A 14,763-nucleotide genomic window follows, 5' to 3' on the forward strand; every position below is an offset into this window, starting at 1 on the left:
GGGTTCGGGGTATTTGTACCGACAAGAGTGGCGGCCAGGCGTCGCCCGCCCCCGCACCCAAGGAGCGTCCGTCCCATGCGCATCGGAATCCTCGGCCTCGGCCGCATCGGCGCCTTCCACGCCGAGACCCTCGCCGGGCTGGATGCCGTCCGGTCGCTCGTCGTCGCCGACCCGTTCGCCCGGGCGGCCAAGGCGGCGGGCGAGCGGTTCGGCGCCGAGGTCGCGGACTCGCCCGAGGAGATGCTGGCCGCCGGGGTGGACGGCGTCGTGGTGGCGGCGGCGACCGACGCCCACCCGGCGCTGATCCTGGCCGCCGTGGACGCGGGTGTCCCGGTCTTCTGCGAGAAGCCCGTCGCGCGCACCGTGCGCGAGGGCGTCGAGGTGATGAAGGCGGTCCGGGGCCGTGGCGTCCCGGTCCAGATCGGCTTCAACCGCCGCTTCGACGCGGGCTTCGCCGCCGCCCGCGCGGCCGTCCGGTCCGGCGGGCTGGGCAGGCTGCACACGGTCCGGTCGACCACCCTGGACCCGGCGCCGCCGCCGGCCGCGTACGTCGCCGCCTCGGGCGGCATCTTCCGCGACTGTTCCGTGCACGACTTCGACATCATCCGCTGGGTGACGGGCCGTGAGGTGACCGAGGTGTACGCGGTCGGCGGCAACCGCGGTGCCGACTTCATCCGGGAGGCCGGTGACGCCGACACCACCGGCGCGATCCTCACCCTGGACGACGGCACCATCGCCCTGGTCTCCAACAGCCGCCACAACGGCCGCGGTTACGACGTCCGGCTGGAGCTGCACGGCTTCTCGGACTCGATCGCCGTCGGCCTCGACGACAAACTGCCGCTGCGCTCGGTGGAACCGGGCGCGCGTTTCCCGGCCGGCCTCCCGCACGACTTCTTCATGGACCGCTTCGGCGACGCCTACCGCGCCGAACTCGCCGCGTTCACCGAGGTCGTCGCCGGCACCCGGCCCTCCCCGTGCCCGATCGCGGACGCGCTGGAGGCCGGATGGGTCGCGGAGGCGTGCGCACTGTCGCTGCGCGAGCACCGGCCGGTACGGGTCGACGAGGTGCGGTCCGTCTGACCGGCGGACCGGGCCTCACATCACCGCCACCGTCGGCTCACAGACAGTAGCGGACCAGCCACTCGTCCGGGTCGTAGGCGTTGCGCGCCGGGTCCGGCGCGGTGGCCGGCCGTTCCTCGACCGTGTCCTGCGGCCGGACCCGCTCCGGCAGGGCGCCGAATCGCGCCCGCCGCAGGGCCTCGGCGGTCTCCGGCGCCGTCTCGTCGTGCTCCGTGTGCGTCAACTCGGCCTCCCCGTGACGATGTCCTCCCGCGTGTCCGGCACGCGGGCTCCCTCACCGCTTCGACGTGTCTCACCGGGCCGCGGGTTCCGCCGGAAGGTTGAAGACATGGTCGGGAGAGATGATTTTCGTGATCGCCTCGCCGAGGACGGTGCTCGGCTCGGTGCCGTCGTGGTCGATGTCGGTGTTGATCAGCACGACCAGCGTCGCCTGCGCGGAGGGGAGATAGACGGTCAGGGACTCGTAGCCCGGCAGCGAGCCGTTGTGGCCGATCCAGCCCTTGACGTCGAAGATGCCGAGGCCGTAGCCGACACCCGGGACCGAGGTCGCCGGAGTGGTCAGCCGCTGCTTCTGGACGGCGGGGCTGACCATGGCGCTGCCGTCCGGCAGGACGCCCGTGGCGACCGTCCGCGCCCAGATCCGCAGGTCGTCCAGGGTCGAGACCATCGCTCCCGCGGTCCAGGCCCAGGAGGTGTTCCAGCCCGCGGCGTCCTCGACCTGCCCGGTGGCGGTCTGGTCGGTGTAGCCCTGCGCGTGCGGCTCGGGGAACTCGGCCCCGGTCGGGAGGAGACTGCGGTCCATCCCGGCCGGCTTCAGGATGTGGTCGTGGATGTAGTCCTCGACGTTCTGCCCGGAGAGCTTCTCGACGACCAGGCCGAGCAGGATCAGATTGGTGTTGGAGTAGTCGAACTTCTGGCCCGGCTCGAACAGCACCGGGTGCTTGAACGCGTAGTCGAGGAGTTGCTGCGGGGTGAAGGACCGCTGCGGGTCGGACGTGAGGGCCTTGAAGAAGCCGTCGTCGTCCGTGTAGTTGAACAGGCCGCTGCGCATCCCGGCCAGTTGGCGCAGGGTGATCCGGTCGCCGTTGGGCACGCCGTCGACGTACCGGTCGATCGTGTCGTCGAGGCCGGCCTTCTTCTGGTCGACCAGTTGCAGCAGCGCCGTGACGGTGAACGTCTTGGTCTCGCTGCCGATACGGGTGTACAGGTCCGTCGACATGGCCCGGCCGTCGCTCTTGTCGGCGACGCCGAAGGCCTTCACGTACTGCCCCTGGTCGGGTGTCCAGATGCCGACGCTCGCGCCGGGGATGCCCGCCTCCTTGATCACATGCTGCACGGTCGCGTCCAACAGCCGCTGCACGGCCGGGGTGAGATCGCGGACGCCGCCGGCGGAGGGGGACGGCAGCCGCGGGACGGCGGCGGTGGCCGTGTCCGGTCCGGTCGGTGGCGCGGCCAGGGCCGCCCCTCCGGCGACCGGCACCATGAGCATCCCCACCGCGGTGGCGAGGACGGCTCCCCTGCGCAGTCGTGTACCCGCGTGCGTCATGGGCCAGCTCCTCCGTGCGGAGACAGAAGGAAGCGGATCCGCCTGGTCGTCGCCTCGCACGGCGAAGGCCGGACGGCCCCGCATCCCCTCAGCATAAGAGCGGCCACGCACCGCCGCCTCCCGACGACGGCGCGACGCCCGCGCCACGGCCGCACGCCGTCCGGGCGCGGAAAGGGCGCGGATGGCACGCGCCCACGCGCTACGCCTCGGGCAGTTCCTCCACGTCGACTCCGTGGACCTGGGCCAGTTCATGCCTGAGCGCGGCGAGCTCGGCGCCGCCGGCCATGTGGTCGGTGAGCTCTGCCAGGCTCACCTCGTCGCGGTCCGCGCTGAGTTCGAGGGTGCCCAGGCGCAGCACGCAGAAGTGGTCGCCGACCATGTAGGCGTGGTGCGGGTTGTGGGTGATGAGGACGACGCCGAGACCGCGCTCGCGGGCGGCGGCGATGTACTTGAGCACGACGCCGGACTGCTTGACGCCGAGCGCGGCCGTCGGCTCGTCCAGGATCAGCACCCGGGCGCCGAAGTGGACGGCGCGGGCGATCGCCACGCACTGGCGCTGGCCGCCGGAGAGCGTGCCGACGGGCTGCTCCAGGTCCTCCAGGACGATGCCCATGGTGCGCAGTTCCTCGTCCGCGGTCCGCTTCATCCCCTCGATGTCGAGGCGGCGCAGGGGCCCGCGGCCACGCGTCATCTCCGAGCCCAGGAAGAAGTTCCGCCACACCGGCATGAGCGGGACGGTGGCGAGGTCCTGGTAGACGGTGGCGATGCCCAGGTCGAGGGCCTCGCGCGGGGTGCTGAAGCGCACCGGCTCGCCGTCGACGAAAAGTTCGCCCTCGGTGTGCCGGTGCAGCCCCGAGATGATTTTGATGAGGGTGGACTTGCCCGCGCCGTTGTCGCCCAGGACGCAGGTCACCCGGCCGGGGCGGACCGCCAGGTCGACTCCGTGCAGGGCACGGATGTTGCCGTAGGACTTGCCCGCGCCCCGGAGTTCGACGACGGGCGCGGCCTGCTCGGGCGCGATGCCCTCACGGACGCCGCCGTGCGGACCGTTGCCGTGCGGACCGTTGCCGTTGGTAGTCATGTTCACCTCCGGGTCGCCGTGCGGCGGACCCACAGATTGACGAGGGCCGCGACCAGGAGCATCACGCCGAGGAACGCCTTGAACCAGTCGGGATTCCAGTTGGCGTAGACGATGCCCTGGTTGACCATGCCGAAGATGAAGGCGCCGATGACCGGGCCGATCGCCGAGCCGTAGCCGCCGGTCAGCAGGCAGCCGCCGATGACCGCGGCGATGATGTAGAGGAACTCGTTGCCGACGCCCTCGCCGGACTGCACCGTGTCGAACGAGAACAGCAGGTGCATGCCGACGAACCAGGCGCCGGCCCCCACCCCCATGAAGAGGACGACCTTGGTGCGGTCGACGGGCACGCCGACCGCGCGGGCGCTGTCCTGGTCGCCGCCGGCCGCGAAGATCCAGTTGCCGAACCGGGTGCGCAGCAGCAGCCAGGTGGCGGCCGCGGCGAGCACCAGCCAGTAGACGATGGTGATCTTGAAGTCGACGCCCCCGACGGTGAACTCGGAGGCGAAGACCTTCCTGGCCTGGTCGAAGCCGTCCATGTCGGCGATCGAGTCGCTGGCGACGTTGTCGGTGAAGATCTTGGTGACGGCGAGGTTGGAGCCCTGGAGGATCAGGAAGGAACCCAGGGTCACCAGGAAGCTGGGCAGGCCCGTCCTGATCAGCAGCCAGCCGTTGAAGGCGCCGACGGCCAGGGAGACGACCAGGGCCACGGCCACGCCGGTCCACACGTTCACCGTGAGCTGGAAGCTCAGGATGGCGGCGGTCAGCGCCGAGGTGGTGACCGCGACACCGGCGGACAGGTCGAACTCGCCGCCGATCATCAGCAGGGCCACCGGCAGCGTCATGACGCCCATGACGGACGCCTGGTAGAGGACCGTGGACAGGGCGCCCGTGGTACGGAACGAGGGGGCGACGGCGAAGAAGAAGACGTACACGCCGATCGCCGCGATCAGCGCGCCCACCTCCGGGCGGGCCAGCAGCCTGCGCACCGGGGAACGCCGGGTGCCGCGGCCGTCCGTGCGGCCGGCCGGCGGGGCCGGCGGCGAGGCGCTCGCCGCCGGTGCCGTTGCTCGGGTCATCTCAGCGGGTGCCCTTCGCGGCGAACGCGGCGACCTTGTCGACGTTGGTCTTGTCGACGAAGGCCGGACCGGTCAGCACCGGTTGCTCCCCGCCGCCGCTGTAGTTCCCGTTGTTCTTGTAGAGCCACAGCGAGTCCACCGCCAAGTAGCCCTGGAGGTAGGGCTGCTGGTCGACGGCGAACTGGATGTCGCCCTTGGAGATGGCGCTGGTGAGCTGCTTGTTGAGGTCGAAGGTGGCGATCTTCGCCTTGCCGCCCGCGTCCGCGACCGACTGCACCGCGGTCAGCGCGTACGGCGCGCCGAGGGCGACGACGTAGTCGATCGCGCCGTCCTGCTTCAGCTTGGCGGTGATGGTGGACTTCACGGACGGCATGTCGGTGCCGTTGACGTAGAGGGTCTGCGTGGTGCCCCGGAAGGTCTTCTTCAGGCCGTCGCAGCGCTGGGTGAGGCCGATGTTGCCCTGTTCCTGGATCACACAGACGGTGTTCTTGGCGCCGACCTCGTTCAGCTTCTTGCCGAACGCCTCGCCCGCCACGCTCTCGTCCTGTCCGAAGAACGACATCAGACCGAGGTCCTTCCAGTCGCTCAGACCGGAGTTGAGGCCCACCACGGGTATCCCGGCCGCTTCCGCCTTGCTCGCGACGGCCTTCATCGCGTCCGGCTTGGCCAGGGTGATCGCGATGCCGTCGACCTTCTGGTCGATGGCGTTCTGGACCAGGTTGGCCTGGTTGCCGGCGTTCGGGTCGGCGGAGTAGACGAGCTTGATGTTGTCCTTGTCGGCGGCGGCCTGCGCGCCCTTGCGGACGATGTCCCAGAAGGTGTCGCCCGGGGCCTGATGGGTGACCAGCGCGACGGTCATCGCGGGCGTGCCGGCCTTGCCCGCGGCCGCGCCGTCCCCGCCCTCCTCGGACTTCTTGCCGCCTGAACCGCTGGAGCAGCCCGCGAGGATCAGGGCCGCCGTGGCGGCCAGCGCCGCCACGGGGGCCCATCTGCGGGAGCGGACGTGCGAAGAGCGATCCATCATGCCTGCACCTCACTGTGCGACGGGGGGGGGAACGCCGGGTCGGCTTCCAGACCTACCCGCTGCGGTCGGGCGTATCCCTGACGACGGCAGGCACCGGGTCAGTGCGCCCCGTCCAGCCGAGCTCGCTGACGGTCCGTCAATTCCAGTTCCACGGCTGCGAGGTTCTCCTCCAGCTGCGCCACCGAGGACGCCCCGGCCAGCGGTACGACGGGCAGCGGACCGCCCAACTGCCAGGCCAGGACGACCTGGTTGACGGTCGCCCCCGTCTCGTGGGCCACCTCGCGCAGCACGGCCAGGCGGGCCGGGGTGCCGGGGTGGTCGTAGTCCGGCGGGAGCGGCTTGTCCGTACGGGTGTAGGCGCCGCCCACCAGCGGCGAGTAGGCGACCAGGGTCAGCTCGGGCTCCGCCCGCAGATAGCCGAGCAGTTGGCCGTCCGCGTGGCCCAGACTGCCGTCCGGGAACAGTCCGCTCGGCATGTCGGTGCGCGGGCGCAGGTAGGGGTGCTGGCACTGGAGCACCTCTTGACATGCTCCTCGCCCTGAGGGGCGAGGATTCTGGCCTTCTCGACTGGTTGCTGTGCCGCTATGCGGCACGGGGTCCTGTCGGGAATCCGTGGCTTCCTGTTTCTTCGCGCTGTGCCAGAACGAGTTCTGGTCTTACCGGCGCTCCGCAGGCCGATGCCGCCAGTCCGGCGGCCTGTTTGATGTTGAGTGCGGCATTGATATCCCGGTCGTGGACCGTCCTGCAGGTGGCACAGGTCCACTCCCGCACGGACAGGGGTTTGGGCCCGTCCACCGCGCCGCAGGTGGAGCACGTCTGCGAGGTCGGTGTGAACCGCCCGATCGCTACCAGGGTGCGGCCGTACCGCTTCGCCTTGTACTCCAGCATATTCACGAACGATGTCCAGCCGGCATCGTGGACGGACTTGGCCAGCCTGGTGCGGGCCAGTCCCGCCACCGACAGGTCTTCCACGGCGATCCCTTGGTTCTCGGAGATCAGCTTCGTAGAGAGCTGGTGGTGGAACTCCCGGCGGGCATCGGCGACTGTGGCGTGGGTGCGGGCGACCTTGAGACGGGCCTTGGCGCGGTTCTTCGATCCCCTCTGCTTGCGGGACAGCTCCCTCTGGGCCCTCTTGAGCTTCTTCTCCGCCCGGCGCAGGAACCTGGGAGAGCCGATCTTCTCGCCGGTGGACAGGACGGCGAAGTGCGTCAGGCCTAGATCAATGCCGATGGTGCGGTCGGTGTCGGGCATCCGTGCGGAGTCTTCGACGGGGTCGGTGTCGATGACGAAGGAAGCGAAGAATCTGCCCGCCACGTCCTTGATCACGGTGACCGAGGACGGTATGGCGGGCAGGGTGCGGGACCATCTCACCTTCACCGGGCCGATCTTCGGCAGGTTCAGACGGCCGCTGCCGGTGATCTTCCAGCGGGCGTTGGCGGTGAACCGGATCGACTGCCGGGCGTCCTTGCGGGACTTCAAGCGTGGCGGGCCCAGTTTCGGTCCCTTGCGGGTGCCCCTGAGGGAGGCGAAGAAGTTGCGATACGCGGTCTCGGCGTCCCGCAGGGACTGTTGGAGTACCACCGCGGAGACCTCGCCCAGCCAGGACCGTTCCTTCGTCCGCTTAGCCTCAGTGATCAGCTGTCGGGACAGCTGTCCGGCCTTCGGGAACGGCAGACCTGCCCTGCGCGCGTCCTCACGGACGCGCACCGCGTCGTTGAATACAACGCGGGCGCATCCGAACGCCTTCGCCAAAGCAGTCTGCTGGCCGGTGTCCGGGTACAGGCGGAAGCTGTACCGGAGCTGCATGACCCCACTCTACGTACGTGGGGCATGCGTGGGACGCGGCAAATCGGAACTGGTCGTCACTGTGCTTTCGTGATGCGTGTGCACGTGCGTTCGTGTCGAGGTTCCGGCGCAAGCCGTTCACCGATCCCCCCGGGACGAGGGCGTGAACATCGGCACGGGTACACCTTCCTCGCGGGCACCGCCGTGTCCTCGCCGCACGCCGTGTACACGAACCCGGAGCACTCGCGCGCAGCCGGCAGCACGTCGTCGCGGAGGCCACTGGCCGACGCGCGAAGAGTCGAAGGCGCCCCCGATCCCCCGAGGCTCGCCGCCCACCCGTCCCGTCCCTTCTCCTTTCTTTCTGGTCCTGGGCTGGGTGTGTGGTGTGCAGAGGGGGATGTCCCGCACCCGACCATGCGCGGAATGGCCTGGTGACCTGCAGATACATCACCAGGTGTCGGAGAAGTACGGCCGATTGTCGGAGGGGTTGCGGCAGGGGTTTTCAGTGAAGTCACGGGAGGGGTTGGGGGCGGGGTCATCGGATCGTGCCTGTGGTCAGGTGCTCACGGTCGGCGGTGTGGTCGCGGTCGGCTGCTGTGGTGGCGGTACACGGAGCCGGAAAGGCCGGCGCCGGTGCGGGAGGTGGCGAGGATGCCGTTGGACCTGGACGCGGCCATGGGCGACCGGCTGGCGCTGGCTGTGGTGGCGCAGTACCGGCTGGTGACGACGAAGCAGCTGCACCGGGTGATCGCACCTGGGGTGCGGATCGAGCAGACTCGACGGCGGCTTGTGAAGCTGCGCGAGGAGGGGTTAGTACAGTGGGTGACGCTGCCTCAGGCCGGGCGTCATCGGGCGTGGTTCGCCACCCGTTACGGCGTGCAGGTCGCTTCCGAGTGGCCGGAGTTGCGGGACTTTGCTCCGCCCCGGCTGATCGCCGATCCGAGCGCCGCGCGGCTGCGGGTGGCGCACGCCCTGGCCGTGACCGAAGTCGGCGTCACGTTCCAGCAGGACGCCCGCGCCCGAGGCGACGTCTGCCGGCCGCTGGACTGGATACCGGAGGTCCACCATCCCCTCGGGGGTGGGGAGGCCGTCATCCCCGACGCCCTGCTGTTCTACCAGGAGGGCAACGGGGCGATGCTGCGAGCGTTCGTCGAGGTCGACCGGGCGACCATGGGCCCGGAACGGCTCGCAGCGAAACTCGGCACCTACAGCCGCCTCCACTCCTACATCTCCGCTCCCCCGCCCGGCCGCTCCCGTCCGGCCGACAGCTTCCGGACAGAACCGGACTGGCGGCGCCGCTACCCGCTCTTCCCCCGGCTGCTGTTCGTCCTGGACGCCACCGGCCCCGCCGGCGTCGACAACCGCATCCACGCCCTCCACGCGGCAGCCAAAGCACTCGAGGCGGGATTTCTCCTGCACGACGTCCCTGTGCTGGCCGCGCCGATGACCGACCTGCTGCAGCACGGCCCCTCCGCACCCGTCTGGCGGCCCGTCCAGGACCCTGCGCAACGAGTCGCCTGGACGTCCAGGCGCCGCCAGCGCACGGCCGATCGACACCCTGCGCACGACTCGTCCGATCCCGGTACCGGGCCTGCGCAGACCTGACCACAGGCCGACCATGCGCCATGGTCGGCCTGACCATGGCGCAGTCCATGCCTGACCGTGGGCCAGACCACAGCAGGTCACAGCGCTGCGCATGCCGTCCATCCCCAACTGTGCGCATTCACCGCCCGACTGCGCACGGAGCGGGGACCGGCGGCTCAATTCGCTGCGCAGGGTCTGCGCATCGGCTCGGGCCGCGGCTCAACGTTGTTGCGCAGGACGCTGCGCACTGTCGCACATGACGGGTGTGCCGTCTCGGAGGTACAGCGGGCGTCCCGCCTCCAGCGCCTTCAAGGCGTGCTCGAACCGGCGCCGCATCCGGTCCTGAAGTCGACCGACGGCGTCGGCGGCTGTGACGAACGCGGCCTCCGACAGCTCTTCGTCCCGCGGGCGTAGCCGGTGGGCCTGCTCCTGGTCGAGCGTGCCGCCGTCGAAGATGAACGCGATCTGATCGTCCCAGGGGCCGTGTGGGGCAACCCAGTCCACGACCAGCAGCCCGAGCAGGTTGACGTGCAGGCCGAGTTCCTCGATCAGCTCCCGGCGCACCGCGTCCTCCGGTGGTTCGTTGGCCTCCGCCATCCCGCCGGGCAGGTCCCAGCCGGGTTTGTAGGTGGGGTTCACCAGCAGCACGCGACCGTCCGGGTCCCTCAGCAGGACATCGGCCGCCACGCGCTTGCGGGCCTGGCGGGCGTTGCCCTCCGCGAGATAGGCGTTCCAGGCGTCGGTGTCGGCGGGGTCGGGTGCGGTGCCCCTCATGCGGTGGTGCCTCCCGGGTGCGGCGGGATCAGATCGGCCAGCAGGAGCATTCTGGCGCGGCGCGCATCATCGAACCGCGTCAGGTACTCCTTTACCGGCGCGTACCCCCGGTATGGCTCCAGCAGACGGCGCAGCCCGTCGAGCTGCTGCACCACCCGAACCGAACCGAGCGTGGGGCTCGTGCTGAGCAAGTCGTGGCCGACGTGCACCGCGGCGTCCAGGTCGCCTCGGCGCACGTGGACGTCCACCAGAGTGATCCGGCTCAGAGCCAACGATCGAGCCCGCCCCGCCTCCCGCAGCTCCACAGCCTGTTCCGCATATGCCAGCGCTTGGTCGTACTGCTCCAGGTCGCGCGTGATCAGCGCCGCCTCACTGGCCATGGCGGCGGCATCGAACGGGCTCAGCCAAGGATGACCAGCAGCCGCCGCCGCGTCGAGATCACCGTGTGCGGCCCCCAGCGCACGGGCGGCCGGGGTGCGCTGCTCGGCGACCGCCAGGGCCCGCGCCTGCATCGTGTGCAGTCGTGCCGTCAGCGCCGGAATCCGGGGACCCTGCGCTGCCAGGTCCAGTCCGGTCCGCGCCCATCCAATGGCCCCGGCCGTGTCTCCGCTCTCCCGCGCAAGATGGCTGCTGCTCGCGGCAACGTGGGCGGCCAACGGCATGTCACCCGACGTCCGGGCCAGGGGAAGCGCGCGGGCGAAGTGCTGTGCGGCATGGTCGTCGCGCCCGGAGTCGTGCGCCATCCACCCGGCCATCTCGGTCAGCGCGGCTGCCGCGGCGAACACCTGCGGACCGCTGCCCAGGTCGACCAATCGGGGCGCCACCCGGTCCGACAGGTGCCGGACGACGGCGCCGTACAACCGGCCGCCGCCGGTCTGCCGGTCCGCACTGCGGAAGTGGTCCATGGCCACCAGATCGTCACCGTCCGGCGGCGGATGGTCCGCCCGCTGATGCTCCGCAGTTGCCGGCACGGGCTCCCACGACCGGCAAGCCAGCCCCAGCAGATGACCCGGGATGTGGAAGGCATCGGCGATCTGCTCGAACAGAGTCAGCTTCTCTACCCGACTCTTGCCGTTCATGTAGTCGTACAGACGCCCCTGCGTGATGTCGACGGCAGCAGCGATGCGCCGCGTACTGACCCCACGCGCATTGAGCATCCGGAACACCGCGCCCATGTCTCGCTCGGCGCACGCCCTGAGCAGGCGTTCATCCCCGAGCAGACCGGCGACGACCTCACGCGGATCCGGTGACAGGCGGTGCATCTGCAACTCCCCGAGTAGCGGATGGAACCGATGCTAGAGCCAACGCGCCAGTCCTGACTCCATGTTGGAGTCACCTTCTGGAGTCTCCCCATCCCCTTCCTCGGGCGTTGACTACCTATCGGCCGCCGGGGAGTGCACCCGGGAACGCGCCCCGACGGCGGCCCCGCCCGCAGGCTTCTCCCCCGAGGCACGCGAGCGGGGCATCCCCCGACCGCCCCGACCAAGGCGTGACGATGACCATGACTGACAAACAGGTGAGACCAGGCCCGCAGTACCCACGTCAGAGCGTCACCCTCGCGAGCGAGGCCGCCAGCGTTCCGGCAGCACGTCAGATGCTCCGCCAGGCGTGCACGGGATGGGGCCTGGACCAGGACGCCGCCGAAACCGGCACGCTCCTCATGTCCGAGCTGATCACGAACGCGATCCGGCACGGTCACTCACACAGTGTCCGGGTGATCGCGGAGCAGCCGACGCCTGACCGGCTCCGCGTCACCGTGGTCGACAAGTCCCGCCGCTGCATACCCGAGCTGCATCATCCCGAGCCGGACGCCCTCGGCGGCAGGGGCCTGCTCCTGGTCGACCTCCTTTCAGTCCGCTGGGGAACCGACCTCCTTCCCTGGGGGAAAAGGGTCTGGGCTGAGATCGTGATCAAGGCGGCTGACCGGTGACCGGCCGCCACCGCATGCCAGAACCGGATGGCGTGACCGCCAGGGCGAGCCTTATGGGCGCCGTCGTCGTCAGCCTCGGGCTGGTGGCGTCGATCGTGTCCAGCGAGACCGGGACCGCCACAGCAACCGCCACGTATGCCGTCCCAGACGCCGAGCCCCCGGCAACAGTCCGCACCGCCGTCCACCTGGACAGGCTGCACACCTGCCGCTGCGGCCCACGATCCACCCCGTGATCCCCGCCCCTGGGCCGGCCGTCTGCACGGCCGCCACGCCCCGCACCCGGCCACCGGGGCGGCACGGCAGCAAACCTCGCGCGCTGCACCCGCCGCACCAGCGCGGGCCTGGTCCCCCGTCGGGGATCACCTGGCCGCCCGCCCAAGTCCCCTGGGACGGGCGGCCCCTGAGCCCCCGGCCGGGGCTCGCTCGTTCGCACCTGCCACCCCGACCGGGCCCTCCTCGCCATCTGGAACCACCAGACGGCGAGTGACACCGTTGGATCACCTGAGAGACGAAGGAGACTCATGCAGCAGCCCTTGGCGTCACTGGATCAGGTCGCCCCCTGGGGGCTCGGACGCATGCGGCCGTACCCGGCTGCGTCCGTCCTCCCCGCCGCCCAGCCCGTCCTCGACCCGGACACGCAGGTCACCGTGTGGGGCGACCTCGACGGCTCACCGCTGACGATGGAGGCCAAGCACAAGCGGTCGGAGACGTCGCAGGAGACGAGCTCGAAGACGAGCCTGGACGGCACCCCGGACCAGGGCAGCGACCAGAACGGGGACTCCGACTGATGGCCGGGGGTGGGCCGCCGGTCCTCATCGTCACGCGCCTGGATGACGCGACCGCGGACGAAGTGATCACCGAACTGAACCGGCGCCGCGTGCCAGTGGTCCGCCTGGACCCCGGCGACTTCCCCCGCGAGGTGACCCTGTCTGGCACCTTCGACAGCGTCGGGCCCGGCGGCACCCTCGCCACCGGATCCCGGAGCATCGATCTGGGGGACGTCCGCTCGGTGTACTGGCGGCGACCCACCCCCTACACCGCCGACCTCGCCATGGACGAGCAGACCGGCCGATGGGCCGTCGAAGAAGCCCGCTACGGACTCGGCGGCATCCTCGCCGCCATCCCCGGCGCCCGCTACTTGAACCATCCTTGGTGCAACCGGAATGCCGAGTACAAGCCGGCGCAACTGGCCACTGCCGCCGCCTGCGGCTTTATCGTGCCGCCCACGCTCGTCACCAACGACCCCGGCCACGCCCGCACTTTCGCCGCCGACCACGGGCCGGTCCTCTACAAGCCACTCAGGGAAACCGAGTACACCGACGACACCGGCCGCCCACTGACGGTGTGGATCGAGGACGTCACCCCCGACCAGATCGACCAGCAGATACGCCACACCGCGCACCCCCTCCAGCAGCGCGTCACGAAGACCGCCGACATCCGCCTCACCGCCGTCGGCGACCATCTCACCGCCGTCCGTATCGACGGCTCACCCGGCGTGGACTGGCGCCGCCACTACGGCGAGCTCACCTACACGCCCGTTCCCGTCCCTCCAGAGGTCACCAAGGGCGTGAGCGCCTACCTGGACGCCTTCGGCCTCGTCTTCGGCGCCTTCGACTTCGGCCTGGACCGCGGGGGCGTGTGGCACTGGTACGAGTGCAACCCAAACGGTCAATGGGCATGGTTCCCCGGCCACATCACCACCCGGATCACCCGCGCCATCGCCAACCACCTACAGCACGGAGCCCCCGCATGACCGACCCGATCGCCCTGCGCCGCCAACTCGCCGCCTCCGTCCCCGTCAACGACCCGGTATGGCGTACCGCCCTCGAAACGGTGCCACGCGAGCTGTTCATCGGTGGCGGCCTGTTCCAGTTCGACGGCCACCAGTGGGCCCCCGTGCTCCGTGACCAGACCGACCCCGGCGAGTGGCTGGGGCTCGTCTACCAGGACACCACCTGGGTAACCCAGGTCGACGGCACCGCCGCAGCCGACGCGGCAGGACCTGTCACCGGCCGCCCTACCTCGTCCAGCACGCTGCCATCGCTGATCGTGCGCATGCTCGACCTCGCGCGGATCCAAGAGGGTGACAAGGTGTTGGAGATCGGCACAGGTACCGGCTACTCCACCGCCATCCTGACCAGCCGCCTGGGCGACAAGAACGTGTACTCCATCGAATACGACCCAAGCTTGGCCGCCGCGGCGGCCGACCACATCCACTCCGCCGGCTACCAGCCCACCCTCATCACCGGTGACGGCCTCGCCGGACACAAGGACGGCGCCGAATACGACCACATCGTGGCCACCTGCGCCGTCCGCCACATCCCCCCGGCGTGGCTCTACCAGGTACGCGACGGCGGCACCATCACCACCACCATCAGCGGATGGATGCTCGCCTCCGGCCTGGTCCGCCTCACGGTCCACGACGACGGCACCGCCACCGGCCGCTTCCACACCGACCAGATCAACTACATGCTCGCCCGTCCCCACGAACGCCCGCCCCGCCCCACCTTCCACCAGCACCCCGGCACCACGCGCCCCACCCGCGTGGACCCTGCCCTCCTGGAGGACTGGACCGGCCAGCTTCTCGCCCAGCTCGCCGCGCCGTCCGCCGAACTCATGACCACCGGTACCGGCGTGATCCTGGTGGACGTCGCCACCGGATCACAGGCATGGACCGAACCGACCGGAGACAGCTGGAACGTGCACCAACACGGCCCGCTCAACCTCTGGGACCGGGTGGAAGCCGCCCTCACCACCTGGCAGAGTGCCGGATCACCCGCGCAGTCCGGCTTCGGTCTGACCGTGGAAGCGGACGGCACACAGCGGGTATGGATGTGCACTCCCGAAGGCCCGTCCTGGGACCTGCCCGTGTAGCACCTCACG

At 70.2% G+C, this 14,763-nt stretch carries 14 protein-coding genes and 1 pseudogene; 6 read left to right on the forward strand and 9 right to left on the reverse strand.

Translation table 11 applies throughout. The features are described from left to right. The first annotated feature begins 75 nt into the window (after positions 1-75). Entirely contained in the window at positions 76-1,080 is a 1,005-nt protein-coding gene (locus ACZ60B_RS07200; RefSeq protein WP_469384929.1) for a Gfo/Idh/MocA family protein, read from the forward strand. A gap of 37 nt (positions 1,081-1,117) precedes the next feature. On the opposite strand, the gene ACZ60B_RS07205 is transcribed toward ACZ60B_RS07200, so the two are convergent. The 7 genes and pseudogenes from ACZ60B_RS07205 to ACZ60B_RS07235 form a co-directional block, all read right to left on the reverse strand. After that, positions 1,118-1,303: a hypothetical protein gene (locus ACZ60B_RS07205; protein WP_469384931.1), complete on the reverse strand. Its 186-nt coding sequence runs from the start codon at positions 1,301-1,303 to the stop codon at positions 1,118-1,120. A gap of 69 nt (positions 1,304-1,372) precedes the next feature. Continuing rightward, positions 1,373-2,626, reverse strand: coding sequence for a serine hydrolase domain-containing protein (locus ACZ60B_RS07210; protein WP_469384933.1), 1,254 nt, complete (start codon positions 2,624-2,626; stop codon positions 1,373-1,375). A 199-nt stretch (positions 2,627-2,825) separates the two neighbouring features. Then, positions 2,826-3,707, reverse strand: coding sequence for an ATP-binding cassette domain-containing protein (locus ACZ60B_RS07215; protein WP_469384935.1), 882 nt, complete (start codon positions 3,705-3,707; stop codon positions 2,826-2,828). A 2-nt stretch (positions 3,708-3,709) separates the two neighbouring features. Next, positions 3,710-4,783: an ABC transporter permease gene (locus tag ACZ60B_RS07220; RefSeq protein ID WP_469384936.1), complete on the reverse strand. Its 1,074-nt coding sequence runs from the start codon at positions 4,781-4,783 to the stop codon at positions 3,710-3,712. Between the two features lies 1 nt (position 4,784). Next, positions 4,785-5,804 (reverse strand): sugar ABC transporter substrate-binding protein, encoded by a 1,020-nt coding sequence (locus tag ACZ60B_RS07225; protein WP_469385086.1) that lies wholly within the window; start codon positions 5,802-5,804, stop codon positions 4,785-4,787. A gap of 101 nt (positions 5,805-5,905) precedes the next feature. Next, a pseudogene (locus ACZ60B_RS07230) lies at positions 5,906-6,328 on the reverse strand (aldo/keto reductase); the annotation flags it as partial. A 61-nt stretch (positions 6,329-6,389) separates the two neighbouring features. Continuing rightward, entirely contained in the window at positions 6,390-7,613 is a 1,224-nt protein-coding gene (locus ACZ60B_RS07235; RefSeq protein WP_469384938.1) for an RNA-guided endonuclease InsQ/TnpB family protein, read from the reverse strand. 630 nt (positions 7,614-8,243) lie between these two features. Between ACZ60B_RS07235 and ACZ60B_RS07240 the strand changes: the two genes are divergently transcribed. Next, positions 8,244-9,197 carry a replication-relaxation family protein gene (locus tag ACZ60B_RS07240; RefSeq protein ID WP_469384939.1) on the forward strand — a complete coding sequence of 318 codons (954 nt, stop codon included), beginning with the start codon at positions 8,244-8,246 and terminating at the stop codon, positions 9,195-9,197. 198 nt (positions 9,198-9,395) lie between these two features. Here the strand turns inward: ACZ60B_RS07240 and ACZ60B_RS07245 are convergent, their stop codons facing one another. Both ACZ60B_RS07245 and ACZ60B_RS07250 read right to left on the reverse strand, forming a co-directional pair. Next, positions 9,396-9,950 (reverse strand): NUDIX domain-containing protein, encoded by a 555-nt coding sequence (locus tag ACZ60B_RS07245; RefSeq protein WP_469384940.1) that lies wholly within the window; start codon positions 9,948-9,950, stop codon positions 9,396-9,398. Then, complete coding sequence (locus ACZ60B_RS07250) at positions 9,947-11,212, reverse strand: XRE family transcriptional regulator (RefSeq protein WP_469384941.1); 1,266 nt, start codon at positions 11,210-11,212, stop codon at positions 9,947-9,949. Before ACZ60B_RS07250 ends, ACZ60B_RS07245 begins: the two co-directional genes overlap by 4 nt. A 233-nt stretch (positions 11,213-11,445) precedes the next feature. Between ACZ60B_RS07250 and ACZ60B_RS07255 the strand changes: the two genes are divergently transcribed. The 4 genes from ACZ60B_RS07255 to tgmC all read left to right on the forward strand — a co-directional run bounded on the left by ACZ60B_RS07255 (position 11,446) and on the right by tgmC (position 14,754). Next, complete coding sequence (locus tag ACZ60B_RS07255) at positions 11,446-11,880, forward strand: ATP-binding protein (RefSeq protein WP_469384950.1); 435 nt, start codon at positions 11,446-11,448, stop codon at positions 11,878-11,880. A 521-nt stretch (positions 11,881-12,401) separates the two neighbouring features. Further along, entirely contained in the window at positions 12,402-12,668 is a 267-nt protein-coding gene (gene tgmA / locus ACZ60B_RS07260; protein WP_469384952.1) for a putative ATP-grasp-modified RiPP, read from the forward strand. After that, positions 12,668-13,633, forward strand: coding sequence for an ATP-grasp ribosomal peptide maturase (gene tgmB / locus ACZ60B_RS07265; protein WP_469384953.1), 966 nt, complete (start codon positions 12,668-12,670; stop codon positions 13,631-13,633). Before tgmA ends, tgmB begins: the two co-directional genes overlap by 1 nt. Then, complete coding sequence (gene tgmC, locus ACZ60B_RS07270; protein ID WP_469384955.1) at positions 13,630-14,754, forward strand: ATP-grasp peptide maturase system methyltransferase; 1,125 nt, start codon at positions 13,630-13,632, stop codon at positions 14,752-14,754. Before tgmB ends, tgmC begins: the two co-directional genes overlap by 4 nt. Positions 14,755-14,763: the final 9 nt, after the last annotated feature.

The sequence above is a fragment of the Streptomyces sp. NPDC104096 genome (assembly GCF_055584385.1).